General features: G+C 51.1%; 21 protein-coding genes and 1 tRNA gene. 11 read left to right on the plus strand and 11 right to left on the minus strand.

The features are described 5' to 3' along the window. Nucleotides 1-191 precede the first annotated feature (191 nt). From BIT28_RS10700 to BIT28_RS30185, 4 genes are all read left to right on the plus strand, one after another. Entirely contained in the window at nucleotides 192-2,024 is a 1,833-nt protein-coding gene (locus tag BIT28_RS10700; RefSeq protein WP_075763544.1) for an AMP-dependent synthetase/ligase, read from the plus strand. Nucleotides 2,025-2,626: 602 nt separating this feature from the next. Next, nucleotides 2,627-4,345, plus strand: coding sequence for an acetolactate synthase 3 large subunit (locus tag BIT28_RS10705; protein WP_075763545.1), 1,719 nt, complete (start codon nucleotides 2,627-2,629; stop codon nucleotides 4,343-4,345). Further along, on the plus strand, nucleotides 4,345-4,842 hold the full coding sequence (ilvN, locus tag BIT28_RS10710) for an acetolactate synthase small subunit (RefSeq protein ID WP_075763546.1): 498 nt from the start codon (nucleotides 4,345-4,347) through the stop codon (nucleotides 4,840-4,842). Before BIT28_RS10705 ends, ilvN begins: the two co-directional genes overlap by 1 nt. Before the next feature lie 316 nt (nucleotides 4,843-5,158). Beyond that, a complete protein-coding gene (locus BIT28_RS30185) occupies nucleotides 5,159-5,287 on the plus strand; it encodes a hypothetical protein (RefSeq protein ID WP_255724956.1) in 129 nt (42 codons plus the stop codon). A gap of 54 nt (nucleotides 5,288-5,341) precedes the next feature. On the opposite strand, the gene BIT28_RS10715 is transcribed toward BIT28_RS30185, so the two are convergent. Both BIT28_RS10715 and pykF read right to left on the minus strand, forming a co-directional pair. After that, nucleotides 5,342-6,007: a GntR family transcriptional regulator gene (locus tag BIT28_RS10715; protein WP_175577516.1), complete on the minus strand. Its 666-nt coding sequence runs from the start codon at nucleotides 6,005-6,007 to the stop codon at nucleotides 5,342-5,344. A 422-nt stretch (nucleotides 6,008-6,429) separates the two neighbouring features. Then, nucleotides 6,430-7,842: a pyruvate kinase PykF gene (gene pykF / locus BIT28_RS10720; protein WP_075763548.1), complete on the minus strand. Its 1,413-nt coding sequence runs from the start codon at nucleotides 7,840-7,842 to the stop codon at nucleotides 6,430-6,432. Between the two features lie 1,012 nt (nucleotides 7,843-8,854). On the opposite strand from pykF, the gene BIT28_RS10725 reads away from it, so the two are divergent. After that, nucleotides 8,855-9,712: a DUF2608 domain-containing protein gene (locus BIT28_RS10725; RefSeq protein WP_075763549.1), complete on the plus strand. Its 858-nt coding sequence runs from the start codon at nucleotides 8,855-8,857 to the stop codon at nucleotides 9,710-9,712. A 77-nt stretch (nucleotides 9,713-9,789) separates the two neighbouring features. Here BIT28_RS10725 and BIT28_RS10730 read toward each other — a convergent pair. The 5 genes from BIT28_RS10730 to rpsU all read right to left on the minus strand — a co-directional run bounded on the left by BIT28_RS10730 (nucleotide 9,790) and on the right by rpsU (nucleotide 14,562). Next, nucleotides 9,790-9,865, minus strand: a tRNA-Ile gene (locus BIT28_RS10730). 201 nt (nucleotides 9,866-10,066) lie between these two features. Beyond that, nucleotides 10,067-11,911 (minus strand): RNA polymerase sigma factor RpoD, encoded by a 1,845-nt coding sequence (gene rpoD / locus BIT28_RS10735; protein WP_075763550.1) that lies wholly within the window; start codon nucleotides 11,909-11,911, stop codon nucleotides 10,067-10,069. A gap of 92 nt (nucleotides 11,912-12,003) precedes the next feature. Continuing rightward, nucleotides 12,004-13,758 carry a DNA primase gene (gene dnaG, locus BIT28_RS10740; protein ID WP_075763551.1) on the minus strand — a complete coding sequence of 585 codons (1,755 nt, stop codon included), beginning with the start codon at nucleotides 13,756-13,758 and terminating at the stop codon, nucleotides 12,004-12,006. Between the two features lie 117 nt (nucleotides 13,759-13,875). Then, a complete protein-coding gene (locus BIT28_RS10745) occupies nucleotides 13,876-14,319 on the minus strand; it encodes a GatB/YqeY domain-containing protein (protein ID WP_075763552.1) in 444 nt (147 codons plus the stop codon). Nucleotides 14,320-14,346: 27 nt separating this feature from the next. Beyond that, on the minus strand, nucleotides 14,347-14,562 hold the full coding sequence (gene rpsU / locus BIT28_RS10750; RefSeq protein ID WP_005301411.1) for a 30S ribosomal protein S21: 216 nt from the start codon (nucleotides 14,560-14,562) through the stop codon (nucleotides 14,347-14,349). Nucleotides 14,563-14,744: 182 nt separating this feature from the next. On the opposite strand from rpsU, the gene tsaD reads away from it, so the two are divergent. Next, entirely contained in the window at nucleotides 14,745-15,764 is a 1,020-nt protein-coding gene (gene tsaD, locus BIT28_RS10755) for a tRNA (adenosine(37)-N6)-threonylcarbamoyltransferase complex transferase subunit TsaD (RefSeq protein WP_075763553.1), read from the plus strand. Between the two features lie 45 nt (nucleotides 15,765-15,809). On the opposite strand, the gene plsY is transcribed toward tsaD, so the two are convergent. After that, nucleotides 15,810-16,433 (minus strand): glycerol-3-phosphate 1-O-acyltransferase PlsY, encoded by a 624-nt coding sequence (gene plsY, locus BIT28_RS10760; protein WP_075763568.1) that lies wholly within the window; start codon nucleotides 16,431-16,433, stop codon nucleotides 15,810-15,812. Nucleotides 16,434-16,672: 239 nt separating this feature from the next. Between plsY and folB the strand changes: the two genes are divergently transcribed. The 3 genes from folB to BIT28_RS10775 are packed head-to-tail and all read left to right on the plus strand — an operon-like array spanning nucleotide 16,673 to nucleotide 18,322. After that, nucleotides 16,673-17,026: a dihydroneopterin aldolase gene (gene folB, locus BIT28_RS10765; RefSeq protein ID WP_075763554.1), complete on the plus strand. Its 354-nt coding sequence runs from the start codon at nucleotides 16,673-16,675 to the stop codon at nucleotides 17,024-17,026. Further along, the gene (gene folK / locus BIT28_RS10770) at nucleotides 17,023-17,508 is read left to right on the plus strand and encodes a 2-amino-4-hydroxy-6-hydroxymethyldihydropteridine diphosphokinase (protein WP_075763555.1); all 486 of its coding nucleotides are present in this window, start codon (nucleotides 17,023-17,025) and stop codon (nucleotides 17,506-17,508) included. The genes folB and folK overlap by 4 nt, the downstream gene beginning before the upstream one ends. Before the next feature lie 10 nt (nucleotides 17,509-17,518). Further along, entirely contained in the window at nucleotides 17,519-18,322 is an 804-nt protein-coding gene (locus BIT28_RS10775) for an undecaprenyl-diphosphate phosphatase (RefSeq protein ID WP_075763556.1), read from the plus strand. 112 nt (nucleotides 18,323-18,434) lie between these two features. Here BIT28_RS10775 and BIT28_RS10780 read toward each other — a convergent pair whose 3' ends face one another. After that, nucleotides 18,435-19,661: a multifunctional CCA addition/repair protein gene (locus tag BIT28_RS10780; protein WP_075763557.1), complete on the minus strand. Its 1,227-nt coding sequence runs from the start codon at nucleotides 19,659-19,661 to the stop codon at nucleotides 18,435-18,437. A 164-nt stretch (nucleotides 19,662-19,825) separates the two neighbouring features. Between BIT28_RS10780 and BIT28_RS10785 the strand changes: the two genes are divergently transcribed. Then, nucleotides 19,826-21,502: an ExeA family protein gene (locus BIT28_RS10785; protein WP_083651786.1), complete on the plus strand. Its 1,677-nt coding sequence runs from the start codon at nucleotides 19,826-19,828 to the stop codon at nucleotides 21,500-21,502. Continuing rightward, on the plus strand, nucleotides 21,502-22,422 hold the full coding sequence (locus BIT28_RS10790) for a general secretion pathway protein GspB (RefSeq protein WP_075763558.1): 921 nt from the start codon (nucleotides 21,502-21,504) through the stop codon (nucleotides 22,420-22,422). The genes BIT28_RS10785 and BIT28_RS10790 overlap by 1 nt, the downstream gene beginning before the upstream one ends. A gap of 65 nt (nucleotides 22,423-22,487) precedes the next feature. Here BIT28_RS10790 and BIT28_RS10795 read toward each other — a convergent pair whose 3' ends face one another. After that, nucleotides 22,488-23,105, minus strand: coding sequence for a TIGR04211 family SH3 domain-containing protein (locus BIT28_RS10795; protein ID WP_075763559.1), 618 nt, complete (start codon nucleotides 23,103-23,105; stop codon nucleotides 22,488-22,490). Nucleotides 23,106-23,219: 114 nt separating this feature from the next. Then, complete coding sequence (locus BIT28_RS10800; RefSeq protein ID WP_075763560.1) at nucleotides 23,220-24,488, minus strand: inorganic phosphate transporter; 1,269 nt, start codon at nucleotides 24,486-24,488, stop codon at nucleotides 23,220-23,222. Nucleotides 24,489-24,514: the final 26 nt, after the last annotated feature.

The raw sequence follows: 24,514 nt of genomic DNA on the forward strand, positions 1-24,514 counted from the left end.
ATAATTTCTTACACTTTGTATTATTTCTTTTAATAACTCGTATCAGGCCTGTACCGGCAGGGATAGGGACTGGGATCGCCACGACATAAAAAATAAAATATACCGCTTTACAGTTGCCTTTTCTGGTACCGACTGTAGACTTCGCTATCTCTAATAGGCTTACAGGTGTAAGCCAGAATGGCAGAGTAGTTATGGCTGAACGTGATTTTCATATCGTAAATCGAATTCGTGCCCAGATTGCCCGTTTGGGTGATCGGGTGGCATTGCGTCATCAGGTCGGGGACCAGTGGCAGGATATAAGTTGGACGGAGTTTGGTGAGCAGATCCACCAACTTGCCTTGGCAATGCTTAGCCAGGGGCTGAATGTCCAGGACAAGGTCGGTATTTTCTCCAACAACATGCCGCGCTGGACCATTGCAGATTTTGCTGCCCTCTATAACCGTTGCGTGACAGTGCCTATCTACCCGACCAGCACGCCGCAGCAGGCTGCCTATATCATTAATAATGCCGATGTTCGTATTCTGTTTGTCGGCGAGCAGGCCCAGCATGATGCAGCGGTAGAAATAATCGCAGAATGCCCGCAGCTAGAGCGTATCGTTGTAATGTCTGATGCTGTCGAGCTGGCCGATCATCCTTTAGTTTGCCGCTACCATGATTTTGCTGGTCAAGTTGCTAGCGAAGCCTCTGCTGACATCGAAACTGAATTGGCACAGCGCCTCGAACAGACTGCAATGGACGACCTGCTGACCCTGATCTATACCTCTGGTACTACAGGGACGCCAAAAGGGGTCATGCTGGATTATGCGAATATTGGCTCGCAGCTGGAAGGCCATGATACCAATCTTGCCCTTGATGAGGGGGATACGTCGCTTTGCTTCCTGCCGCTGTCTCATGTGTTCGAGCGTGCCTGGACCTTCTACGTACTGCACCGTGGCGGCGTAAACTGCTATCTGTCAGATACCAATAAGCTGAAAGAAACCTTGGTAGACGTGAAGCCGAACGTCATGTCTGCGGTACCGCGGGTGTATGAAAAAATCTATTCTGCGGTTCACGATAAGGTGGCGAAAGCGCCTTTCCATCGCAAGGTGATTTTTACCTGGGCGGTCAATATGGGCGCGCGGATGGCCCTGTGTCGTCAGCAGCAGCGTAAACCTTCGCTGATGCTCAACAAGAGCTACAAGCTGGCGGATAAGCTGGTGCTGTCGAAGCTGCGTGAAATTCTCGGCGGTCAGATCAAGTTTATGCCGTGTGGTGGTGCCAAGCTTGATGCCAGTATCGGCCGTTTCTTCCATGCCATTGGCGTTAACGTCAAGCTGGGCTACGGCATGACCGAAACCACGGCGACCGTTTCCTGCTGGGACGACACCTGTTTTAACCCGGACTCTATCGGGATACCGATGCCGGGCGCCGAGGTCAAGATTGGTGGCAATAGCGAAATCCTAGTCCGTGGCCCGATGGTCATGCGTGGTTATTACAAGATGCCGGAAGAGACCGCCAAGAACTTCACGGAAGACGGCTTCCTGAAAACAGGTGATGCCGGTGAGTTTGACGAGGCAGGCAACCTGTTTATCACCGATCGCATCAAGGAGCTGATGAAAACCTCGGGCGGTAAGTATATTGCGCCGCAGGTGATAGAAGGCGCTATCGGTAAAGATCACTTTATCGAGCAGATTGCCGTAATTGCCGATACCCGCAAGTTCGTCTCGGCCTTGATTGTCCCTTGTTTCGAGACGCTGGAAGAGCATGCCCGTGAGCTCAACATCAAATACCAGGATCGCCTTGAGCTGGTTAAGCACAGCCAGATCGTGGAGCTGATCGAGAAGCGAGTGGTTGAACTGCAGAAGGATTTGGCCCGCTTCGAACAGGTGAAAAAGTTCACCTTGCTGCCGATAGCATTCTCGATGGACAAGGGAGAGCTGACTCCGACGCAGAAACTGCGCCGTAAGGTGATCCAGGACCGTTATCATCAGGAAATTGAGCGGATGTATGAAGAAAGCCATAAGAAGTCGGTGAGACACCACTGATACCGCTTTGCAACCCTCTTATAAAGGAGCCTTCGGGCTCCTTTTGTGTTTTATTCGTCCCTGTTATTCCTCTATAGCCGTGGGAATCAAGAGTCGCTGTGCGAAGAGCTCCTGGTTTCGCCTTTATCTTTTCCCTTTCCTTCAGATGAATCTTCTCATTGTTACATTATATTCAGCCCATGATCTCTATTGCATAGCTCTCCGGCCGAAGGAAGCTGACGTATTTCACGGTGTTGCAGAGGAATAATGTGAACTGCTTTTAGCCAATAGACTTGATTGATAAAAAAGCGTTACAGTTGTTGCGGGTTACCGTTGTTTGTTATGGCAGGCGGCGGCTCACATAGCATGAAGAAGTAAACATGATTTCAATTTAGGCTAAAAATAAGCCCTAACTATGTTATATCAGCCCGTATAGCTAATTGATGTGGTGTAAACACCTAAAAGTCCGGCCACAACAAGGCGATTGTGCTACCCATACTGTCTCTTTCTGTAAACGCGTCACTGACTCCTGCGGTTTACGGCATTGAACAGGTTACAGTCGCTTGGTTGGGTCCGGAGAATTAGCTATATGGGATGATATACGCGACCTGGAGGCAAGAAATATGGAAATGTTGTCCGGCGCTGACATGATCGTTCGCTCGATGATCGATCAAGGCGTAAAACATATCTTCGGATACCCTGGCGGCTCGGTGCTTGATATCTACGATGCACTGCATGAGAAAAGCGATATTGAACACGTTCTCGTCCGTCACGAACAGGCTGCAGTACACATGGCCGATGGTTATGCCCGTGCAACGGGTGAAGTCGGGGTGGTGCTGGTTACATCCGGTCCCGGTGCAACCAATGCGGTTACCGGTATTGCGACAGCCTACATGGACTCAATTCCAATGGTGGTTTTTTCCGGCCAGGTAATGAGTAACCTGATCGGCAATGATGCCTTCCAGGAGTGTGACATGGTGGGGATCTCCCGCCCGGTCGTCAAGCACAGTTTCCTCGTTAAAAACCCTGAAGATATCCCGGATATCGTCAAAAAAGCATTCTACATCGCATCCAGCGGCCGACCGGGCCCTGTTGTCATCGATATCCCTAAGGATATGCTGAACCCGGCTGAAACGTATCCCTATAAGTATCCCGAGTCGATCGCGATGCGCTCGTACAACCCGACGACCCAGGGTCACAAAGGGCAGATCAAGCGCGGTGTCAAAGCTTTGCTGGCAGCCAAGAAGCCGGTGCTGTACGTTGGCGGCGGTGCGATTATGTCCGACTGCGGTGAGCAGATCCTGAAGCTTGCCGAATCGCTGAACATTCCCGTTGTTAATACCCTGATGGGGCTGGGCGCTTTTCCGGGCTCGCACAAGAATTGCCTGGGCATGTTGGGGATGCACGGCACCTATGAAGCCAATATGGCGATGCACAATTCGGATCTGATCTTCGGCATCGGGGTGCGTTTTGATGACCGGACCACCAACAACGTCGAGAAGTACTGCCCTGACGCCACTATCATGCATATTGATATTGATCCGTCTTCAATCTCGAAAACCATCGCGGTGGATATCCCGATTGTCGGCTCGGCCGATACGGTACTCAATAGCATGCTTAAGCTGATTGATGACCAGAGTGGTACCAGCGACGAGCAGGCGATTGATAGCTGGTGGAGCGAAATCGAGTCCTGGCGTGCCCGCAAGTGTCTGAGCTATAACAAGAACAGTGAGCGGATCAAGCCGCAGGAAGTGATTGAAGTTCTGTACAAACTGACTGACGGTGATGCCTACGTGGCATCTGATGTTGGCCAGCACCAGATGTTTGCCGCGCTGTACTACCCGTTTGACAAGCCACGTCGCTGGATTAACTCCGGCGGGCTGGGCACCATGGGCTTTGGCCTGCCTGCTGCAATGGGCGTGAAGTTTGCGCTGCCGGATGCCGAAGTGGTTTGTGTCACTGGTGACGGTAGTATCCAGATGAACATCCAGGAGCTGTCGACGGCGCTGCAGTATGATATCCCGGTTAAGATCATCAACCTCAACAACCGCTTCCTGGGCATGGTGAAGCAGTGGCAGGATATGATTTACCAAGGACGCCACTCCCATTCCTACATGGACTCCGTACCTGACTTTGCCGCTATCGCCGAGGCCTACGGCCACGTCGGGGTCCGGATTTCCGATCCTAACCAACTGGAAAGCGAGCTGGAAAAAGCACTGGCGATGAAAGACAAGCTGGTCTTTATCGATATCAGTGTGGACGAGACCGAACACGTGTACCCGATGCTGATTCGTGGTGGTTCAATGAGTGAAATGTGGCTAAGCAAAACGGAGAGAACATAATGCGCAGGATTGTATCAGTACTACTTGAAAATGAATCGGGCGCATTATCACGGGTTGTTGGCCTGTTTTCCCAGCGAGGCTACAACATTGAATCGCTAACGGTAGCGCCGACCGATGATCCGACCTTGTCCAGGCTAAATATTACCACCAATGTGGAAGATGATGCTGCGCTAGAGCAAATTGAAAAGCAGCTGCACAAACTGATTGATATTCTCAAAGTCAGCAATGTGACCGAAACGGACCATGTCGAGCGTGAGCTGATGCTGGTTAAGGTTAAGGCGAGTGGTTTTGCCCGCGCCGAGGTTAAGCGGACTGCTGATATCTTCCGGGGGCAGATAGTCGATGTGACGACTCAGATCTACACCATTCAGCTGGCGGGAACCAGTGACAAGCTGGATGCGTTTATTTCAGCTGTCGCCGAAGCTACAGAGATTGTTGAAGTGGCCCGAAGTGGTGTGGTCGGTATTGCTCGCGGGGAGCGGGCACTGAAAGCCTAACGTTCTGAACGACAGCTAGTTGTATCAAGCCCGGCTCGGGAATCCTGAGCCGGGCTTGTGCTATTTGGAGCCAACAAAAACATGGTTCTCGGTCAGCCTCTGTCTAACAGCTTGCCCGGAAAGGCTCTGCATCTTAGACTAAAGTCTAATAGGTGATAGCATGAAATATCGGGCTGCGAGGGCTTCTCTTGCCTGGCAGTTACCGCCTGATAGCTATCGCAAAACTGTCATACTCGCTTGTTGCTTTCGACTTAAGTCGCTGCTGCGATAGCGGACAGTTTGGCGGGAAACAATGCGTGGCAGAGGAGTTGGGGCGATGGTGAATAAATTTTTGGTTAGGCTAACCACCCTTGGATTATTTTTGCTGGGATTTAATGTCAGTGCGCTGTACTTCTTGTTGGCAGTGCTGCTGCTAAACACTCACCATAAAGAGATCTTCTGGTGATCTGGTCTCATGATGGAGTGTTAGCAAGCAAGAATAAGTACGAAGAGTAAGTACTTACAGATAGGTTTTGATCATCTCAATGGCACGTTGTGAGTGGGTACTTAGAAGCGCCTGCGCTTCATGGTGATTGCGGCTGAGTACAGCCTTCATCATCGCTTCATGTTCGCCGTTGTCATGGTAACGCTCCTCATAATGACGTGTCTGGCTAACCCAGATATGCCGATAGCGTTCTATTTGCTCGTAGACATCACGATAGAGCCCAAGCATGACGGTTGACTGACTTCCCTCCAGCAAGGCAAGGTGGAAATCGCTATGGCGCTTTTCCCATTCGTTGAAATCGACATCTGCATCTGCAGGGTTGATTCGACTGAGCTTGTGATAGCTGGTCAGGATATTGAGCTCCCAAGCCTCATCGCCGTTTTTCATCGCTCGCTCAAGTAGGGCTTGAGACAGAAGCTGGCTGGTTTCAAATAGCTCTTCAAGCTCGGCAATTGATACGGGTGCGACCCAACAGCCCTTCTGAGGGGCAAAAATAACATATTTCTTCCACGACAGTTGTACCAGCGCTTCCCGGATAGGGGAGGCACCGACGTCATAACGGGCTTTTAAGTCAGCAACAACAAGCTTTTGTCCCGGAGCCAGTTCACCGAGCAAGATATCTTGTCGGATCATTTCCATGACTTTGTTGGTCAAAGTAGGACTAGACACTGCGTTCCTCATTTTTTATTGTTTTTTATACTAGGCATTACCGCCTAGGGGGTATTAGTAGTAGCTGATTGAATTTAATTGGTAAAAAAGCATCAGCCAATCCAATCGTAGCCAGAAAAGAGTTTGGTCGTTCGGGATTATACCTTGCGGGAATCTGCTACAAAATGAGTATACGACGGAAAAACTAGTGGGGCGACAGCGAACCCTTGGTTCTGTGAGTCGTTTCAGCTTATCACTACAGATTTATACTATGGAGATAAGTTATTGATCATTATTGACGGCTAAAAGCATCGATAAGTGAATCAAAGTGCAGGTCTTTGGGGGGAATGCCTTCCTTCGGTTCGGGCTGGCGGTGTGAGAGAGAAAGAGAGCGTTGGCTGGATGGGATAAAAAAGGGAGCCTCAGTGGCTCCCTTTTTTGATTCAGTATTCGTCTTATAGTACGTGTACTGAAGCAGTGTTAGTTGTACCAGAAGGTACTAGCGCACCAGATACCATAACAACGATATCGCCTTTCGCGCCCAGGCCAGTTTCAAGAGCAAGATCTTTACCGCGGCCGTAGAAAGCATCAGTGCTGTCGATAGATTCAACAACAACAGGAGTAACACCTTTAGTCAGTGCTAGCTGAGCAGCTGTCTTAGTGTTCGTTGTTACCGCTAGGATGTTTGCAGTTGGGAAGTACTTACGTACAGAACGTGCAGACTTACCAGCTTCGGTCGCAACAACGATTAGTGGTGCGTTTAGCTTCTCAGAAGTGTCTACAGCGCCTTTACATACAGCTTCTGTAATGCGAAGACGAGAGCTGTCCAGGCGAGAGCCTAGCTCGGCTTTAAGAGCTGCATCAGTACGCTCACAGATCTGAGCCATGATAGTAACAGCTTCGATTGGGTATTTACCCTTAGCAGACTCACCAGAAAGCATTACTGCATCAGTGCCGTCCATGATTGCGTTCGCAACGTCACCCGCTTCTGCGCGAGTTGGACGTGGGTTCTTGATCATAGAGTCAAGCATCTGAGTTGCAGTGATAACTACTTTACGTGCACGGTTACACTTCTCGATCATCATCTTCTGCGCGAAGATAACTTCTTCAACTGGGATCTCAACACCTAGGTCACCACGAGCAACCATGATACCGTCAGAAGCTTCTAGGATAGCGTCGAAGTTATCAACACCTTCCTGGTTCTCGATCTTAGAGATGATCTGGATCTTCTCGCCGCCGTTTGCATTTAGCAGTTCGCGGATTTCTTTTACGTCTTCTGCTTTACGGATGAAAGAAGCAGCAACGAAGTCAACGCCTTGCTCACAGCCGAACTTAAGGTCAGCTTTGTCTTTTTCAGCAAGAGCTGGAAGTTTTACAGAAACGCCTGGTAGGTTAACACCTTTGTTTTCACCCAGGTCACCGTTGTTAAGTACTTTACACTTAACTTCAGTTTCAGTTGTTTCTAGTACTTCCATCTCGATCAGACCGTCGTCAACCAGGATAGTGTTGCCTTTAGTCAGGTCTTTAGCGAAACCAGGGTAAGTTACCGCCACGCGGTCTTGGTTACCGATAACAGAAGTGTCTGTAGTGAAAGTGAACTCCTGGCCTGCAACCAGAGAAAAGTCTTGACCGTTTTCTAGCTTGATTGTACGGATCTCAGGACCTTTTGTGTCAAGCAGAACAGCAAGTTGCTTGCCAGTCGCTGCCATTACTTCACGCAGGTTGTTGATACGCTGACCGTGCTCTGCGAAGTCACCGTGCGAGAAGTTAAGACGCATAACGTTCATGCCAGCGTTAGCCAGCTTAGTTAGCATCTCTACTGATTCAGTTTTAGGTCCAATCGTACATACGATCTTAGTCTTTTTCATTGAGGATTGTCTCCGGACGAACTTTTACCCAAGGGAAATTTGAATCACAGAGTTATACCTGAAAACGGACGTGCATTTATGTTGAAATACGCCTACAAACTGCGGGCCAGATCAAAAAAACGCAACTTCTCATGTTCAGTTCTAAGTGATAATACAAATTTTTTACAAAAATATTGCCTTATGAAAGCATCGGGTTGCTTTCATAAGGCAGCTCTTGTGTCCATGTTTTGCTTATGTCGTCCGTCCTTGAAAGATGTTCTCACGCCAGCATGACGAAAGTGTGTCGAGCAGCCATAAAATTGGCTAACAAACAAGCTCAGTATTATAGCACAGCTCGATTCTTTTATCACCTTGTGATGATGCGCAAACTTTTCATCAATGATTTTATTGAGGGTGAGATTATCTACTTATTTCACAGATTTTTTTTGTTATGTATCAATAGTTGATTTATTTCTAACCCCAAAATAAATCAAAAGCACTGAATGTGTTTTAACGTAAACAGTGTGTTTATTGCTGTGACTATAAATGAAATAAGCCTTCCGGGTATTAAGGGCGATTACATTAACTTTGAAGGTATTACATGTATGCTTTCTGGGAGTTTATTAGGTGTGACTGGTAACTTGAGGGTATGTCTGAATATGGAGGGCAAGGTTCTGTAATGTACCGAGTTAAGTGGAACCCTGGTTTCTGGCGGCCAAGTGTATGATGGAAGCCGCTTTAACATGTGATGGATTTCCATATAGGAAGTAGCTTCCGGTTAATCCATCCAAATACCACTTTGGTATTAAAGGAATTTGTTGGTTTATCGTTTGCGTGTGATTTAATGGAAATTCATCGTGGTATGTTGCGCTAACTTCTTATTTGAATGTGATCTGCCTCTGTTTTATTTCTCTTTGTATCATAAATACTTACCGCTCGCTTAAATGTTATAACATAACAGTTTCCCTGTTATGTCAGCTGTATTCTGATCATTAACCCATTTATTCATATGGATTGAAGTTAAGGGAATTCCATGAAAATAAGAACAATAGCATCTCTGTGTACTCTTCTTTTTGCTGCCAACACCTTTGCTGACGTTGTTGTAAAAGAGACAGATAAATTTCAAGACGTTGCGGACAAAGTTAGTGCGTTGACTGCCAAGGCCGAAAATCCTTTGGTGGTGATTGATATCGATAATACCCTGCTGACAACGACCTCTGATCTTGGCGGTGACATTTGGTACCAGTGGCAGCGTGGAAAACTGGATGTGAAACCGGCAGATGGCGCTAAGGTTGATTGCTTATTTCAGGACTCTATCGGCCTGCTGTATGAGTTGGTTCCGATGAAAACGATTGAAGATAATGTTCCGGCAACAGTTCGAGGCTGGCAGGACAGCGGGGTGACGGTAATGGCACTGACGTCGCGTTCGCCGAACTATCGCTATGCAACTGAGCGAGAGATGTATCGAAATCAGTTTGACATGACAATATCTCCGCTAAAAGAAAAGGCCTCTGATGATATCCCGGTGTATATCGACAACCCTAAGCGAGCGTTAAGCTACATCAACGGCATCATGATGACGACCGGTATGAACAAGGGCACCATGCTGAAGTATGTGCTTGATAAGACCGACCAGAAATTCAGTCAGGTCGTATTTGTCGACGACAGCAAGAAGAATGTCGTGAATATGGAAAAAGCCTACAAGGATGATGCATCCGTTGATATGACTATTTTCCACTACACCAAGGTTGAAGATGATCGCGTGGAGAAATACGGCTCGGTGCTCACTCAGGCTCAGGCGAGCAAAATGGCTAGCGACTGGAAAGAGCTGAATCAGATTCTGGACAAGGTTGCACCAGCACGTATCGGAGATACGTGTCTAGGACGTTAATGACGGGACGAAAAACGCAATAGAATGCCCAGAAACAGAAAAGGCTGATAGGTTTCCCTATCAGCCTTTCTTCAATCTGGTGGCCCCTCGCAGACTTGAACTGCGGACCAAGCGATTATGAGTCGCCTGCTCTAACCACTGAGCTAAGGGGCCAGTGTGCGGGAAATTATATGGGATGGTCTGGCGCTTGTCTAGCGAATAAATAGGGTGTTTTGTTTGCTTTTTAAGCAGTTAAAGAAAAAATACTCGTGTTGGATGGCCAGTATAAGATGTTGATCTTCAAACCAAATCGCAGAGACAAAAAAGCGAGCCGTTCGGCTCGCTTTTGGATTGTTATCGGCTTGGGCCCGGCGATTATTCGTCAAGGAAGCTGCGCAGAACGTCTGAGCGGCTTGGGTGACGGAGTTTACGCAGTGCCTTGGCTTCGATCTGACGGATACGCTCACGGGTAACGTCGAACTGCTTACCAACCTCTTCCAGGGTATGGTCAGTGTTCATGTCGATACCAAAGCGCATACGCAGTACCTTCGCCTCACGAGGCGTCAGGCCGGCCAGAACATCATTGGTTGCGCCACGCAGGTTGGTTGCCGTCGCAGCATCCATTGGTAGCTGAAGCGTGGTATCTTCAATGAAGTCACCTAGGTGCGAATCTTCATCGTCACCGATAGGGGTTTCCATTGAGATTGGCTCTTTGGCAATCTTCAGAACTTTGCGGATCTTGTCTTCCGGCATTTGCATGCGTTCAGCCAGTTCTTCCGGCAATGGCTCCCGGCCCATCTCCTGAAGCATCTGGCGAGAGATACGGTTCAGTTTGTTGATGGTCTCGATCATGTGAACAGGGATACGAATGGTACGTGCCTGGTCAGCGATAGAACGGGTGATTGCCTGACGGATCCACCATGTTGCGTAAGTCGAGAACTTGTAACCACGGCGGTATTCAAACTTATCAACGGCTTTCATCAGGCCGATGTTACCTTCCTGGATCAGGTCCAGGAACTGCAGTCCACGGTTGGTGTATTTCTTGGCGATAGAAATAACCAGACGCAGGTTTGCTTCAACCATTTCTTTCTTGGCACGGCGAGCCTTGGCTTCACCGATAGACATGCGACGGCTGATGTCCTTGATACGCTCAATAGACAGGCCTGTCTCTTCTTCCAGTAGACGTAGCTTCAGGGCAGAGCGGCGAAGATCTTCTTCGTAGTTCTTCAGGCGCTCGGCATAAGGTTTGCCAGAGTTCAGTGCTTCGTCGATCCACTCGCTAGAAGACTCGTTGCCTGCAAACAAGCTAACGAAGGTTTTCTTCGGCATCTTGCTGTTATCGACACACATGCGCATGATAATGCGTTCGTTAGTACGCACTTTATCCATTGATTCACGCAGTGAGCTGACCAGGCGGTCAAATTGTTTCGGGATCAGACGGAACTGTTTGAAGATGTCGGAAAGCTCTTCGACAGCCACTTCGGTTTTCGCATCATGACGACCGTGTGTATTGATTGCGATAGCCATCTTCTCGTAAGAATCACGAAGTTCCATGAACTTCTCACGGGCTAGTTCCGGATCAATACCAGCGTCTTCTTCGTCTTCATCGTCGCTGTCGTCGCCGTCTTCAAGATCTTTGTCTTCGTCTTCAAGATCAGACTCGCTCAGCTCGGAGCCGATATGGGTTGCTGTCGGTGCTGTTGTTTCCTCTTCGTTCGGATCAACAAAACCGGAAATAATGTCGGTAAGACGAAGCTCATCGGCTTCAACTTTGTCGAACTGCTCAAGCAGGTGCGCAATAGCTGTCGGGTATTCGGCAACTGAACACTGAACCTGGTTAATACCATCTTCAATGCGCTTGGCGATATCAATTTCGCCTTCACGGGTCAGTAGCTCTACGGTACCCATTTCACGCATGTACATGCGTACCGGATCGGTAGTACGGCCGATCTCGCTTTCCACGCTAGACAGGGCTTGAGCGGCGGCTTCAATCGCGTCTTCGTCCGCATTATCTTCAGTCATCATCAACTCATCGGCATCAGGGGCTGTTTCAACCACCTTAATACCCATGTCATTGATCATCTGAATAATGTCTTCAACCTGATCGGAATCGACAATGTCTTCCGGTAGGTGATCATTTACTTCGGCGTAGGTCAGATAGCCTTGTTCTTTGCCTTTAGCGACAAGTAACTTAAGCTGAGACTGCGGATTTTGCTCCATAGACGATATCCAACTTCGGGTCTGAGTGAAAATGTAGTATGCAAAAATGCAAACCAATAATTATAACAAACTTCTTAATTGTTGACCACTTACTAGCCGGGACGGTTGAGTAATAATAACTGCAACTCCCGCTTCTCTTCGACTGATAAGCCGACGGTATTCGATTTAGCCTGCAACTTTTCAATTTGTTGTTTGACGCACTGGCCTAAAACTTTGTCCATTGCGTCCATAAATACATCTAGAGTGTTGTCCTCGTCTTTAGCGAGGGGCAGCTCCCAGGCGGCGAGACGCGCCATCATGTTCTCGTTTTTGCTGCCACGCCAGTACTCTAGTAGCTGGCCTGTAGTGATATTGGGGTTCGATCGGCATTTATCAACTACTGATATCAATAAATTTAGCCCAGGGACCGAATTATCTTCAAACGCCGCCATATCAAATTCGAGGCTGCTGACAAAACGCGGGTTTTGCAGCAGCAGGGCGATAACGTCACGCATCGGCGTTCGCTTGATGTTTTGCTGGGGCTGTCGTGGCCGTTGCGTGTCATCTCGCTTTAGTTCAAGCCTGATCTGATCGGGTGGTAACCCTAAATTATAGCCTAGTGCATTTAGCAGGTATTCTCGCAGGGTTTCACCGGCTACTTTTTCCAACAGCGGCTTGGCCAGCGTTTTCAGCTTTGCCTTGCCTTCCTTGCTGCTCATGTCAACCTGGGCAACCAGCGAATTGAACATGAACTCCGACAGTGACATGGCCTCGTCGACCTGGCGTTCAAAGCCCTCTTTGCCGAACTGGCGGATATAGGTATCCGGATCCTCGCCGTCGGGCAGGAACATGAATTTCAGCTGGCGGCCATCGGTAAGGTAGGGCAACGCCTGCTCCATGGCACGCCAGGCTGCATCGCGTCCGGCCCGGTCACCATCGTAGCAACAGACAACGGTACCGGTCTGGCGGAACATCATCTGAATATGATCGCCGGTGGTAGAGGTACCTAGCGAGGCGACGGCGTAGTCAACGCCAAACTGGGCCAGGGCGACCACATCCATATAGCCTTCGACAACTAAAAGCCTTTCTGGTTCACGGTGGGCCTGCAGGACCTCATACAGGCCATAGAGCTCGCGCCCCTTGTGGAAGATCGGGGTTTCCGGCGAGTTGAGGTACTTGGGCGTGCCGTCACCCAGTACCCGGCCGCCAAAGCCGATCACCCGGCCGCGGCGATCATGAATCGGAAACATCACTCGGCCACGGAAACGGTCATAGCGACGACCATTATCGTTTTCGATCAGCATGCCTGCTGTAACAAGTGATTTTTGCGATTCAGCATCCCGGCCAAAACGGGTACGGACCATATCCCACTGATCAGGAACAAAACCGATTCCGAACTTCTTGACTACTTCCCCTGACAGGCCGCGGTCTTTGAGGTAGTCAATGGCAACCTGGCCTTCCTGGGTACGCAGCTGTGACTGATAGAACTGGGAGATCTGCCCCATCATTTCGTACAGGCCGAGCTTTTCCTTGCTGCGCGGGGCCGAGGCACCGCCGCCGCTGCCTTGTTCGCGGGGAACTTCCAATCCAAGCTGAGAGGCGAGCTCGTCAATGGCCTCGACAAAATCCAGGCGGTCAAACTCCATGACAAAATCAAGCACGTTACCATGGGCACCGCAGCCAAAGCAGTGGTAGAACTGTTTTTCCTGGCTGACAGAAAAAGACGGGGTCTTCTCATTATGGAAAGGACAGCAAGCTCCGAAGTTCTTGCCTTGCTTCTTCAGTTTTACCCGGGCATCAACAATATCCACGATGTCATGTCGTGCAATGAGATCATCGATAAAAGTACGAGGGATTTTTCCTGCCATAGAGAGAGCATTACCTGAAGAGTTCGGGAGTAAAATTGTAATTTATTGACGCTAAAATACAAACAAGCCGCGCATTCCTGGATGGATAGCACGGCTTGTTGCAGAATTGGGTTAGTTTTAGCTAAGCTTCGCTTTCACTAACTGGCTAACTTTACCCATATCGGCACGACCCTGAACTTTAGGCTTTAGCACACCCATCAGTTTGCCCATGTCTTGCATGCTGGCAGCACCGGTCGCAGCAATTGCCTCATCCAGCAGAGCAGCAACTTCGTCGTCGCTCAGTGGTTGTGGCATAAACTCTTCCAGCACCTTAATTTCAGCAAGCTCTACATCAGCAAGATCCTGTCGACTTGCAGCTTCGTATTGAGCTACAGAGTCACGGCGTTGCTTGACCATCTTGGTCAGTACTGCCAGCACGTCGTCATCGGAAAGAGTGATCTTTTCGTCAACTTCACGCTGTTTAACGGCAGCAAGAGCAAGACGGATGGTACCAAGACGAGGTTTGTCCTTCGCCTTCATCGCCGCCTTTTGTTCGTCTTTTAGACGTTCAGTCAGAGTCATAACACGTTCCTTCTGTTAATCGGTCGATTAGTACAGACGAACGCGACGCGCGTTTTCGCGAGCCAATTTCTTCAGGTGACGCTTAACTGCCGCTGCTTTCGCACGCTTACGTACAGTAGTAGGCTTTTCGAAGTGCTCACGACGACGTACTTCTGAAAGGATACCTGCTTTTTCGCAAGAGCGCTTGAAACGACGTAGTGCTACGTCAAACGGTTCGTTTTCACGTACTTTGATTACTGGCATGTAATACTCACCTCAGAGTGATTCGGTTAACGCTGACGTTCAAAAGTGTCAGCTGATTAAAAATGGTGCGAAATTCTAATCTGATCTGGGGGCATTTGTAAAGCATTCTGCAACCCTGAACTGGTTAATTTCTGTCAAGGACGGTAGTATTGCCCCCAATTACCATAAGTATAGAGGTTGTTATGCGTATACTGGGCATCGAAACCTCCTGTGACGAAACAGGCGTTGCAATTTTCGATGATGAAAAAGGCCTTTTGGCACATGAACTTTACAGCCAGGTAAAACTGCACGCGGACTACGGTGGTGTAGTTCCTGAGCTGGCTTCACGTGACCATGTAAAGAAGACCATTCCGCTGATCAAGGCAGCATTGGCTGATGCCGGACTGACTCCGGACGATCTTGACGGGGTTGCCTATACTGCAGGACCGGGCCTGGTCGGTGCCCTGCTGGTTGGTGCGACAATCGGCCGCAGCTTGGCGTACGCATGGGATTTACCCGCGGTAGCGGTTCACCATATGGAAGGCCACCTGCTGGCGCCGATGCTGGAAGATAATCCGCCTGAATTCCCGTTTGTGGCCCTGCTGGTATCCGGCGGTCATACCATGATGGTTGAAGTAAAAGGCATTGGTGAGTATCAGATTCTGGGTGAGTCGATTGATGATGCCGCCGGTGAGGCGTTCGATAAGACGGCCAAGCTGATGGGGCTGGACTATCCGGGTGGCCCGCTGCTGTCGCGTCTGGCTGAAAAAGGTACGCCGGGGCGTTTTAAGTTCCCGCGTCCGATGACTGACCGCCCGGGACTGGATTTCAGTTTCTCGGGGCTGAAGACATTCGCGGCGAATACGATCCGGGCCAATGACGACGACGAGCAGACACGTGCCGACATTGCATTCGCGTTTCAGGAAGCGGTAGTGGATACGTTGGCGATCAAATGCAAGCGTGCCCTCAAGCAAACGGGGTTCAAGCGCCTGGTGATTGCCGGTGGTGTGAGCGCCAATAAATACTTGCGCCTGGAGCTGGAAAAGCTGATGACCGGAATGAAAGGGGAAGTCTTCTACCCTCGCACTGAGTTCTGTACCGATAACGGAGCGATGATTGCGTATGCAGGAATGCAGCGCCTGAAAAACCATGAAACCATGGATTTGAGTGTGAAGGCGCATCCTCGTTGGCCTATCGATCAGCTACAACCGATCAGCGAGTAAGCGTGTAAGTTTATCGGCCGCAATAACCGGTATCGGAGAGCAGCGCTACGAGTTGTTACCCGAATGCTTGGAGTTGCGGCTGAATTTATTCCAGATTTTCCCTTCTTTTCCTTCCAGCAGGCGACGTACATTGTCGTGATGGCGAAGGACTATCAGGCAAGAGAGCATGGATACCGGCATGGTGTATTCAGGTTTGACCAACCAGGTAAGCATGGGGGCTGCCAGTGCCGTGATCAGCGAGCCGAGTGACGAGTAGCCCGAGATCAACACGGTCAGCAACCAGGTCCCAATCAGCATCCCGCTCAGATCCCAGCCTATCGGTGCCAGAGCCCCCAGGGCTGTAGCGACGCCTTTGCCACCACGGAAGTGGAAGAAGATCGGATAGATATGGCCGAGACAGGCGGCGATGCCGATAATACCGAGCAGGAACGGGTTGATACCGATCCAGTAGCTAAGCCAGACCGGCAGCATGCCCTTGAGGATGTCGCAGACCAGCACCATGGCGGCTGCGCCGCGCCCGCCAAGGCGCAGGACATTGGTGGCTCCCGGATTGCCGGAGCCACTGTCCCGGGGATCCGGCAGGCCGTAAAGTCGGCAGATCAGTACGGCGCTTGATATGGAACCAAGCAGGTAGGCGGCAATAATGATCAGAAGCGCGAGTGGTGTCATGCAAAATTCCAGTTGCTGGTGACAAAGTATTGCTGGTAAATAAGTATCGTCTTTACGCCAGATCTGACCCTGACTTTCATTCCGCTTTGGCACAATGACTGTGGTATAGTGCTTGCGACCTGCTTGCGGCGTTATGCCGAGCAAGGGATGAATGTCATCATTTTTGACGATTACGACCTGATAATACGCGTTTTTGCTCAAATTAGGTATCCGACCTCTAACAAAATTAGCGATTGAACATGGATTCAGTATTTATCGAACATCTTGAGGTTATCGCCACTATTGGGGTGTATGACTGGGAACAGACTATTAAGCAGAAGCTTGTGCTTGACCTGGAAATGGCGCACGACAACCGTCCTGCGGCCGAGAGTGATGATGTGGTCTATGCCCTGGACTACGCCGCGGTTAGCGAGGCGGTGACCGAATATATTCAGGGCGGCCGCTTTTTGCTGGTCGAGCGTGTGGCCGAGGAAGTTGCCAGCCTGATCATGACGAAATTTTCCGTGCCGTGGATCCGAGTCCGGGTCACCAAGCCGGGGGCTGTGGCCAACGCCCGCGGAGTCGGGGTGCTGATTGAACGGGGCAGCAAGTGATCACCGCTTATATCAGTCTTGGGTCTAACATCGACCGCGAATACCATATTCGTGCCGCTATTACCGAACTGAAAAAACTGGGCACTGACTTTCAGGTCTCACAAATTTTTGAAGCCGAGCCTGTCGGTTTCTGCGGGCCGAACTTTTACAACTGCGTTGCTGCTATCAATACGTCATTGCCGCTTGATAGGTTGCAGCAGATCCTGAAGCAGCTAGAGCTGCAGTACGGACGGGCGCCTGATGCCCGGAAAAACCAGAGCCGGACCCTGGATCTGGATATCTTGCTGTTTGGTGACGTGGTACAGGCTGAGGCCCCGATGTTGCCTCGGTCTGACTTGTATAAGTTTGCCTTTGTTTTACGGCCTATGATGGAGCTGTGTCCGGATCTGGTTATTCCCGGTGACGGTCGGACCATTGCCCAGTTATGGCACTCTTTTGAACCCTCTCAGGCCCTATGGCCTGTAGAACGGATTGCATGTTGAAGGATAAATGATGAGTCATTTTGAAGCCTTTGTGTTGGCACTTATCCAGGGGCTGACCGAGTTTTTGCCGATTTCAAGCTCGGCCCACCTTATTTTGCCTTCCGAGGTCTTTGGTTGGGACGATCAGGGGCTGGCTTTTGATGTCGCGGTACATGTCGGCACGCTGGCGGCTGTCATGCTGTATTTTCGCAAGGAAGTTGTTGCATTGCTCGGGGCCTGGATCGGCTCTATTTTTCAGGGCAGGCGCTGCGCCGAAGCCAAGCTGGCCTGGATGATCGTTCTTGCGACGATCCCAGCCTGTGTTTTCGGCCTCTTCATGAAAGACATTATCGAGATTTATTTGCGCTCGGCCTGGGTCATTGCGGCGACGACTATCTTTTTTGGTCTGCTGTTATGGTGGGTCGATGTCCGGGCAACCCAGCAGGACAACGAATATCAGGCTGACTGGAAGCGCTCGTTGTTTATCGGTCTGGCACAGGCGGCAGCGATGATCCCGGGTACCTCTCGCTCGGGGGCTACCATGACGGCGGCACTCCACCTTGGGTTTACCCGCGAGGCCGCCGCGCGCTTTTCGTTCCTGATGTCGATTCCGATTATTTTGCTGGCGGGCGGCTACCTTGGCACCAAGCTGGTGACCAGTGGCCAGGCGATTGAATTTGGTGCGCTGGGCATTGGCCTGGCAGTCTCGTTTGTCAGTGCCTATGCATGTATCCACGTATTCCTTAAGCTGGTGACTCGCCTCGGTATGCTGCCGTTCGTGATTTACCGTCTGCTGCTGGGCGCTGGACTGATTGCCTTTCTGCTGAGCCAGTAAGCGTAAGCCTTGAGTTAGCAACCGCAGCACTTGATACCAATGAGAAAGCCCGACGTGATGTCGGGCTTTTTGATCGTATTAGCCTGGCCTGTTGTGGTGCCAGCGTAGTTTCTTAGCCGAAGGTGGCAAGACAGGCCTTCACCGCATCGGCGCGATGCATTGCCAGCTGCTCCTTGATGGCCTTGCCGGTAAAGCCCGCCTCGACGATAGGTTTGACGGCAACGTTTTGGGCGGCGGCAAAAACAGCCTGCAGAATATCGGCCTGACGGTAGGGATCATCTTCATGGCCTGTTCGTCCGCGAACATCGGCGCGGCAGCACAGGGCCAGTTGCTTGATCCGTTCTGGCTTACGCCAGGCGTCGACCTGGTCGAAGATTTTGATGAAAGTGCCAGGCCGTAGTTCGTTGGCATGGTGTACCTTGGTGTGCTGGGCGCAGACCACCAATGCAATGTCACGGTATTCATTGGGGATCCGGAGCCGTTGGCAGAGCGCCTTGATAGCCCCAAGGCCTGTCTGGCAGTGCATTTTGTGGCTCGGCCACTCCTCGGGCGGGGTCAGGGCCTTGCCGAGATCATGAACCTGGGCGGCAAAACGAATCGCCGTATCCGGGCTGAGCTTGGCGGCTTGCTCGGCAACTAATAGGGTGTGCAGGCCGGTATCGACTTCCGGGTGCCATTGCTCGGGCTGCGGTACGCCAAACAGGGCGTCGATTTCAGGCATGATGACACCAAGGGCCCCGCACTGACGCAGTACCTTGATAAAGACGTCCGGGTTTTCTGACGACAGGGATTTTTCCCATTCTTTCCAGACCCGTTCGGGGGTCAGGGCGGAAAGCTCGCCAGCCACGACCATATCCTGCATCAGGGCTAGAGTCTCCGGTGCCACGGTAAAGCCCAGGTGGGCAAAGCGGGCGGCAAAGCGGGCGACCCGAAGGACCCGCAGCGGATCTTCGACAAATGCGGGTGAGACATGGCGCAGCTGCTTGTCGAGCAGATCCTGCTGACCGTTGTAGGGGTCAACCAGCGTGCCGTTATCGGTCTGAGCGATGGCATTGACGGTGAGATCCCGTCGCATCAAGTCCTGCTCCAGCGTAACGTCCGGTGCGGAGTGGCAAACAAAACCGGTATACCCCTTGCCTGATTTTCGCTCAGTGCGGGCGAGGGCAAATTCTTGTTTGGTCTTCGGGTGGAGGAAGACCGGAAAGTCACTGCCGACCTGGCTAAAGCCCAGATCGAGCATCTGTTGAGGCGTCGCCCCAACCACGACCCAATCTTTGTCTTTTACTGGCAATCCCAGCAGCGCATCACGAACGGCGCCACCCACAAGGTAGGTCTGCAAGTTTCACTCCTTTTGTATAACAACAGCAAATTTGGGATATCGTACTGATATCCTTTGCATCATAGATCGCTTCATCACGGTATCAGGGTATACAATCTTGAGTAGCAAGGGTAATTTAATCATCAGAACTAGTATCATTCTAATCTGGAACAAGAGTATCAGGCATGTACAAGGATTTCTTCGGGATCAGTGAGTCCCCCTTTTCAATTGTACCCAGCGCTCGCTTCCTCTATCTCAGTGAGCGCCACAGGGAAGCGTTAACCCATATGTTGGCCAGCTTATCTGGGGGCGGGGGGTTTGGGTTGCTGACGGGCGAAGTGGGAACCGGAAAAACCACCGTATTGCGGGCACTGGTGGCTCGCCTGCCCCAGGAGACCCAGGTTGCGATAATCCTGAACCCGGCATTGTCAGCCCATGACTTGCTGGCCACTATCTGTGACGAGCTGGGTGTCGACTATCCGGATGATGCCAGTTACAAGGTTCTGACAGATCGGATTTACCAGCATTTGCTGGCCAACCATAGCGAGGGCAAGCAAACCCTGCTGCTGGTCGACGAGGCGCAGCACCTGATGCCGGATGTCCTCGAGCAGCTCCGCTTGTTGACCAACCTGGAAACAGACAGCCGCAAACTGTTGAAAGTGGTGCTGGTCGGTCAGCCAGAGCTGCAACAGTTGCTGCAACAGGAGCGGTTGCGCCAGCTGGCGCAGCGGATCACCTCTCGTTACCACCTGTTGCCGCTGACGGCGGAAGAAGTAGATGAATACATTAATTATCGCCTGAGAGCCGTTGATTGCCTCTATGCCGTGTTTGATCCGGCGATGACGCGCCAGGTCGCCAAGGCAACTAACGGTATTCCGCGCCTGATCAACCTGGTGTGCGACAAAGCCATGCTACTTGCCTGCCAGCAGGCAATACATCAGGTTAACAAGGCGATAGTCAGCCAGGCCTGTGAGGATGTGCTGAGCTGGCAGCTGCCAACGGCTGACAGGATGAAAGTGAATACCGGCGGCGGCAATGGCAGCCGGGCCGCGACTTGGGGAGGTGCCCTGATACTTGGCGGGGTGCTCTCTGCTGGTCTGTGGTATTGGCAAGGACAATCTCTGGTATCACCAGTGGCTGTTGCCCCAGCAGTATCAGAAGCCCAACCATCAGTTGCTCAGCCAGAGCCTGCCGCAGTGGCTGTGGTCCCTCAAGTTCAAGTGGCTAAGCCAGAACCGGTGGTGGTCGACCTGGCCGCTAAATGGCAGCAGTTGATGGAGCACAGCCGCTCAGAGCGCAAGGCGATGCAAACCTTATATCGGCTGTGGGGCTATGAAACGCATCTCAATCAGGCGAACTGCGAAACCAGTCAGCGAGTCGAGCTGAGCTGTCATCAGGGCAAGATCAGCCTAGAGCAACTCAGTATTATCAACCGCCCCATTATCGTGCCGTTGCAGGAAGACGGAAAGCCGCTCTTCTATGCCGTGGTATATGCCCTGGATCAGGACAGCGTCGAGTTGCTATTGGGAGAGGAGCGCATTGCGGTCAGTTATGACTGGCTAGAGCAGCGCTGGCAGCAGGAATACACCCTGTTGTGGCGGCCTCCACTGGGGGACAAGACCACGATTCGCTATGGCCAGCAGGGCCCGCGGGTTGTGTGGCTGAATCAGCAGCTGAGCTTGTTGCTGGGCGAGAAAATTACCCGGGACGATCGTTTTGATCAGGTGCTGCTGGATAAGCTTCGCCGCTTTCAGCGGGCTCAGGATCTGAGCGCGGACGGCATTGCCGGGCCCCGAACCCTTATGGTCATTGATTCGGCGTTGAACTTGCCGGGACCGACGCTGCAACCGGAGAGAAGTTAATGTCCAATTTGCTCAATGCTATTGCCCAGTCTGATCAGCAAAATCAGCTGCAGCCTTCTTTGGCGAGCAGGCCTGTGCGCCAGGCGGCGGGGGCCCGCCGTGTACCGTCATGGCTGTTGCCTGCCGTGCTAGTGTTAACACCGGTTGCGGCAACGTTGGCATACATGCACTATACCCACTCTTCCTCTTCGGCCGCTGTTATGCCTCTTCGGGAAACCAGGGGCGCGGAGGCTGTGGCTACAGCGTCCAGACCGGTTATCGTGACCGAGCCGCAGGTTGTAAGAGCGGAACCTGCCTTGCCGACGGCAACTATGATGACAACAACCGTGACGGCGGCAACTGAGCCAAGGCGTCTGCCACAGATACTAGGTGAGGGAGAATCACAAATTCGTTTCTTGCCATACCCTGAGCTGCGAACCGAGCCGTTACCGTCGTTAAATCGCCAGTTGGCCAGCCAGACGCTTGCTGTACCGCCGAGTTCAGGACGGGCGGGAGGCAACCTCGAAGAGCCAAAGATTATCTCCTCTGAGCCGAGAGAAACGGAGTGGGGGCTGGACGGGCTCGATTATTCGGAGCTATCACCGCAGCTTGCACAGCAGTTGAAGTCCGCTATTGCTGCGACGGACAACTTGCCGGTTGATATACCGCCCGAGCCGGAGGAAATCGCAGCGCCAGTTATTGAGGCCGTGGCACTTGGCGAGTTGCCGGCTTCGGTACAAAATCGCATTCCGCCGCTGAATTTTGAAACTCATATCTATTCGTCGGTTGCCAACAGCCGTTGGGTCAAGGTGAATGGACACGAGGCTTTCGAGGGTGACGAAATTGCACCGGGTGTGGTGCTACGCCGGATAGAGCCGAGACAGGTTGTATTTGACTTCGAATCCTATCTGATCGAAATGCCTGCTCTGTCAGAGTGGTAAAAGGGAATACCGGAGACAAAAATGGCAGCCACTGGCTGCCATTTTTTTATGTGTTTTTTCAGACCTTATGCCCAGCCGTTGTTACGCTTGCGACGGCGCGGGATCAGGTGTGGCAGGATCAGGCCAAATAGCAGGCCAGCTCCGGCAACCATACCGCCGTAGGTGAACCACTTCATCAGCAGGTCATCTTTCTGGGTATCAATTTTGGCGCGTAGCTCACGAATTTCAGTCTGTGAGGTCATCAGCTGCTCGTTTAGCTGGCTGTTTTGCGATTCCAGCTCGGTAATTTGCTCGGTGCGCATTTGCAGCGAGTTTTGCAGGCTCTTGGTTTTTTCATCACCGGACATCTGAGCATCCGCCAACGCCGCTTTGACTTCTGTCAGCTCTTTTTCAAGCGCAGGGACACGCTCTTTCAGGCCAACCTGGCGAGAGATAAAGTCGGAATTAACCCAACCGCTACGCCCGCGGCTGTCAGTGATTTTGCTGAAGCCATTTTCCTTGTTGACTTCCAGCAAGGTGACCTTGGTGCCTGCATTGACACTGCCCATAATACGGAACTGAGTACTAGGGCCGCGATGCATATAGGTAAACAGGTCGTCAGAAATGTAACGAATCTGTTCAGCTTTCGCCGGCAGGGTTGCCGCGGCGCAAGCGAGTAATAAGATGCTGATTAGATGCTTCACAATATGATCCTTGAGGAGCCTGTATTCTTTAAGAGCACAAATACTAAAAACTTTGTCCTTCGGGTGCAAGAAAAGAGGGAGGCAAAGCCTCCCTCTTTTGAACCTGTACCACTTTTAGCCAAAGAATGCTTGCATCGCGTAGAAGAAGATGACAGCAAGCAATGCCCCGGCAGGAAGGGTAACAACCCATGAGGCCACAATGTTACGAACCACACCCAGGTTTAGGGCGGCAATACCACGTGCAAAGGCAACGCCGATCACACCACCAACCAAGGTTTGAGTTGTTGAGATAGGCAGGCCTGTACCCGATGCCAACACAACCGTTGATGCGGTTGCCAACTGAGCGGCAAAGCCACGGCTAGGTGTCAGTTCCGTAATACCGGTACCGACTGTCGCCATTACTTTGTGGCCCATCGTTGCCAGACCAATGACGATACCGACACCGCCTAGCGGTAGGATCCACCATGCGATCGTACTTTTCGCAGCAAGTTCACCCATATGCTCAACCGTAGAAACAACAGCAGACAGTGGGCCAATTGCATTGGCAACGTCATTAGAGCCATGGGCAAATGCCATTGCACAGGCGGTAACCACCATTAGCAGGCTAAATACGCGTTCAACACCGGCATAGCCATTGCTATCAACAGAGCTACCATCATCAGTGTACTTCTTACCGATGTAGATGTAGCCGAAAATCATAACAACAGTAGAAACAGCTACTGCGGCCATCCATGCTTCACCCCCCGTAAGGTGCAAGCCGACGTGTTTCAGACCTTTCTTGATTGTTACCAACGCAATGACCATCGCTGTGATAAACATATAAACAGGTACGAAACGCTTGGCATTTACCAGCGGGTTATCAGTATCAAAGATTAAACGTTGGGCACTGATAAAGATCACATAGGCAAAGAAGCCAGAGATCAGAGGGGTGATAAGCCAGCTACCGACGATACCTTGCACCGAAGACCAGGAAACAGACTCGGTTCCTGCAGATACACAGGCAAAACCGATGATAGCACCGATAATTGAGTGTGTTGTAGATACAGGCCAGCCCATATAAGACGCGAGCAGAAGCCATGTACCTGCAGCAAGAAGTGCAGACATCATGCCGTAAACCAGTACTTCTGGTTGATCGGCAAAAAATGACATATCGACAACACCTTTACGGATGGTGTCTGTTACTTCACCACCTGCAAGGTATGCACCGGCAAACTCAAAAATCATCGCGATGATAATTGCTTGTTTTACCGTTAGCGCTTTTGACCCTACTGAAGTACCCATAGCATTGGCAACATCATTTGCACCAATACCAATCGCCATCAAAAGACCAAAGATAGCCGCCACCATGATAATCATGGTGCCGTAGTTAGCCAGGATTTCCATTGTAAAACCTTGTTTTTGTTACATTC

Source organism: Photobacterium proteolyticum (assembly GCF_001939735.1).
GTDB lineage: Bacteria > Pseudomonadota > Gammaproteobacteria > Enterobacterales > Vibrionaceae > Photobacterium > Photobacterium proteolyticum.

Excerpts from the sequence above, each read along its gene's own strand:
- BIT28_RS10700 (WP_075763544.1), top strand. The coding sequence starts at position 192 with ATGGCTGAACGTGATTTTCATATCGTAAATCGAATTCGTGCCCAGATT.
- BIT28_RS10705 (WP_075763545.1), top strand. The coding sequence starts at position 2,627 with ATGGAAATGTTGTCCGGCGCTGACATGATCGTTCGCTCGATGATCGAT.
- ilvN (WP_075763546.1), top strand. The coding sequence starts at position 4,345 with ATGCGCAGGATTGTATCAGTACTACTTGAAAATGAATCGGGCGCATTA.
- BIT28_RS30185 (WP_255724956.1), top strand. The coding sequence starts at position 5,159 with ATGGTGAATAAATTTTTGGTTAGGCTAACCACCCTTGGATTATTTTTG.
- BIT28_RS10715 (WP_175577516.1), bottom strand. The coding sequence starts at position 6,007 with ATGAGGAACGCAGTGTCTAGTCCTACTTTGACCAACAAAGTCATGGAA.
- pykF (WP_075763548.1), bottom strand. The coding sequence starts at position 7,842 with ATGAAAAAGACTAAGATCGTATGTACGATTGGACCTAAAACTGAATCA.
- BIT28_RS10725 (WP_075763549.1), top strand. The coding sequence starts at position 8,855 with ATGAAAATAAGAACAATAGCATCTCTGTGTACTCTTCTTTTTGCTGCC.
- rpoD (WP_075763550.1), bottom strand. The coding sequence starts at position 11,911 with ATGGAGCAAAATCCGCAGTCTCAGCTTAAGTTACTTGTCGCTAAAGGC.
- dnaG (WP_075763551.1), bottom strand. The coding sequence starts at position 13,758 with ATGGCAGGAAAAATCCCTCGTACTTTTATCGATGATCTCATTGCACGA.
- BIT28_RS10745 (WP_075763552.1), bottom strand. The coding sequence starts at position 14,319 with ATGACTCTGACTGAACGTCTAAAAGACGAACAAAAGGCGGCGATGAAG.
- rpsU (WP_005301411.1), bottom strand. The coding sequence starts at position 14,562 with ATGCCAGTAATCAAAGTACGTGAAAACGAACCGTTTGACGTAGCACTA.
- tsaD (WP_075763553.1), top strand. The coding sequence starts at position 14,745 with ATGCGTATACTGGGCATCGAAACCTCCTGTGACGAAACAGGCGTTGCA.
- plsY (WP_075763568.1), bottom strand. The coding sequence starts at position 16,433 with ATGACACCACTCGCGCTTCTGATCATTATTGCCGCCTACCTGCTTGGT.
- folB (WP_075763554.1), top strand. The coding sequence starts at position 16,673 with ATGGATTCAGTATTTATCGAACATCTTGAGGTTATCGCCACTATTGGG.
- BIT28_RS10775 (WP_075763556.1), top strand. The coding sequence starts at position 17,519 with ATGAGTCATTTTGAAGCCTTTGTGTTGGCACTTATCCAGGGGCTGACC.
- BIT28_RS10785 (WP_083651786.1), top strand. The coding sequence starts at position 19,826 with ATGTACAAGGATTTCTTCGGGATCAGTGAGTCCCCCTTTTCAATTGTA.
- BIT28_RS10790 (WP_075763558.1), top strand. The coding sequence starts at position 21,502 with ATGTCCAATTTGCTCAATGCTATTGCCCAGTCTGATCAGCAAAATCAG.
- BIT28_RS10800 (WP_075763560.1), bottom strand. The coding sequence starts at position 24,488 with ATGGAAATCCTGGCTAACTACGGCACCATGATTATCATGGTGGCGGCT.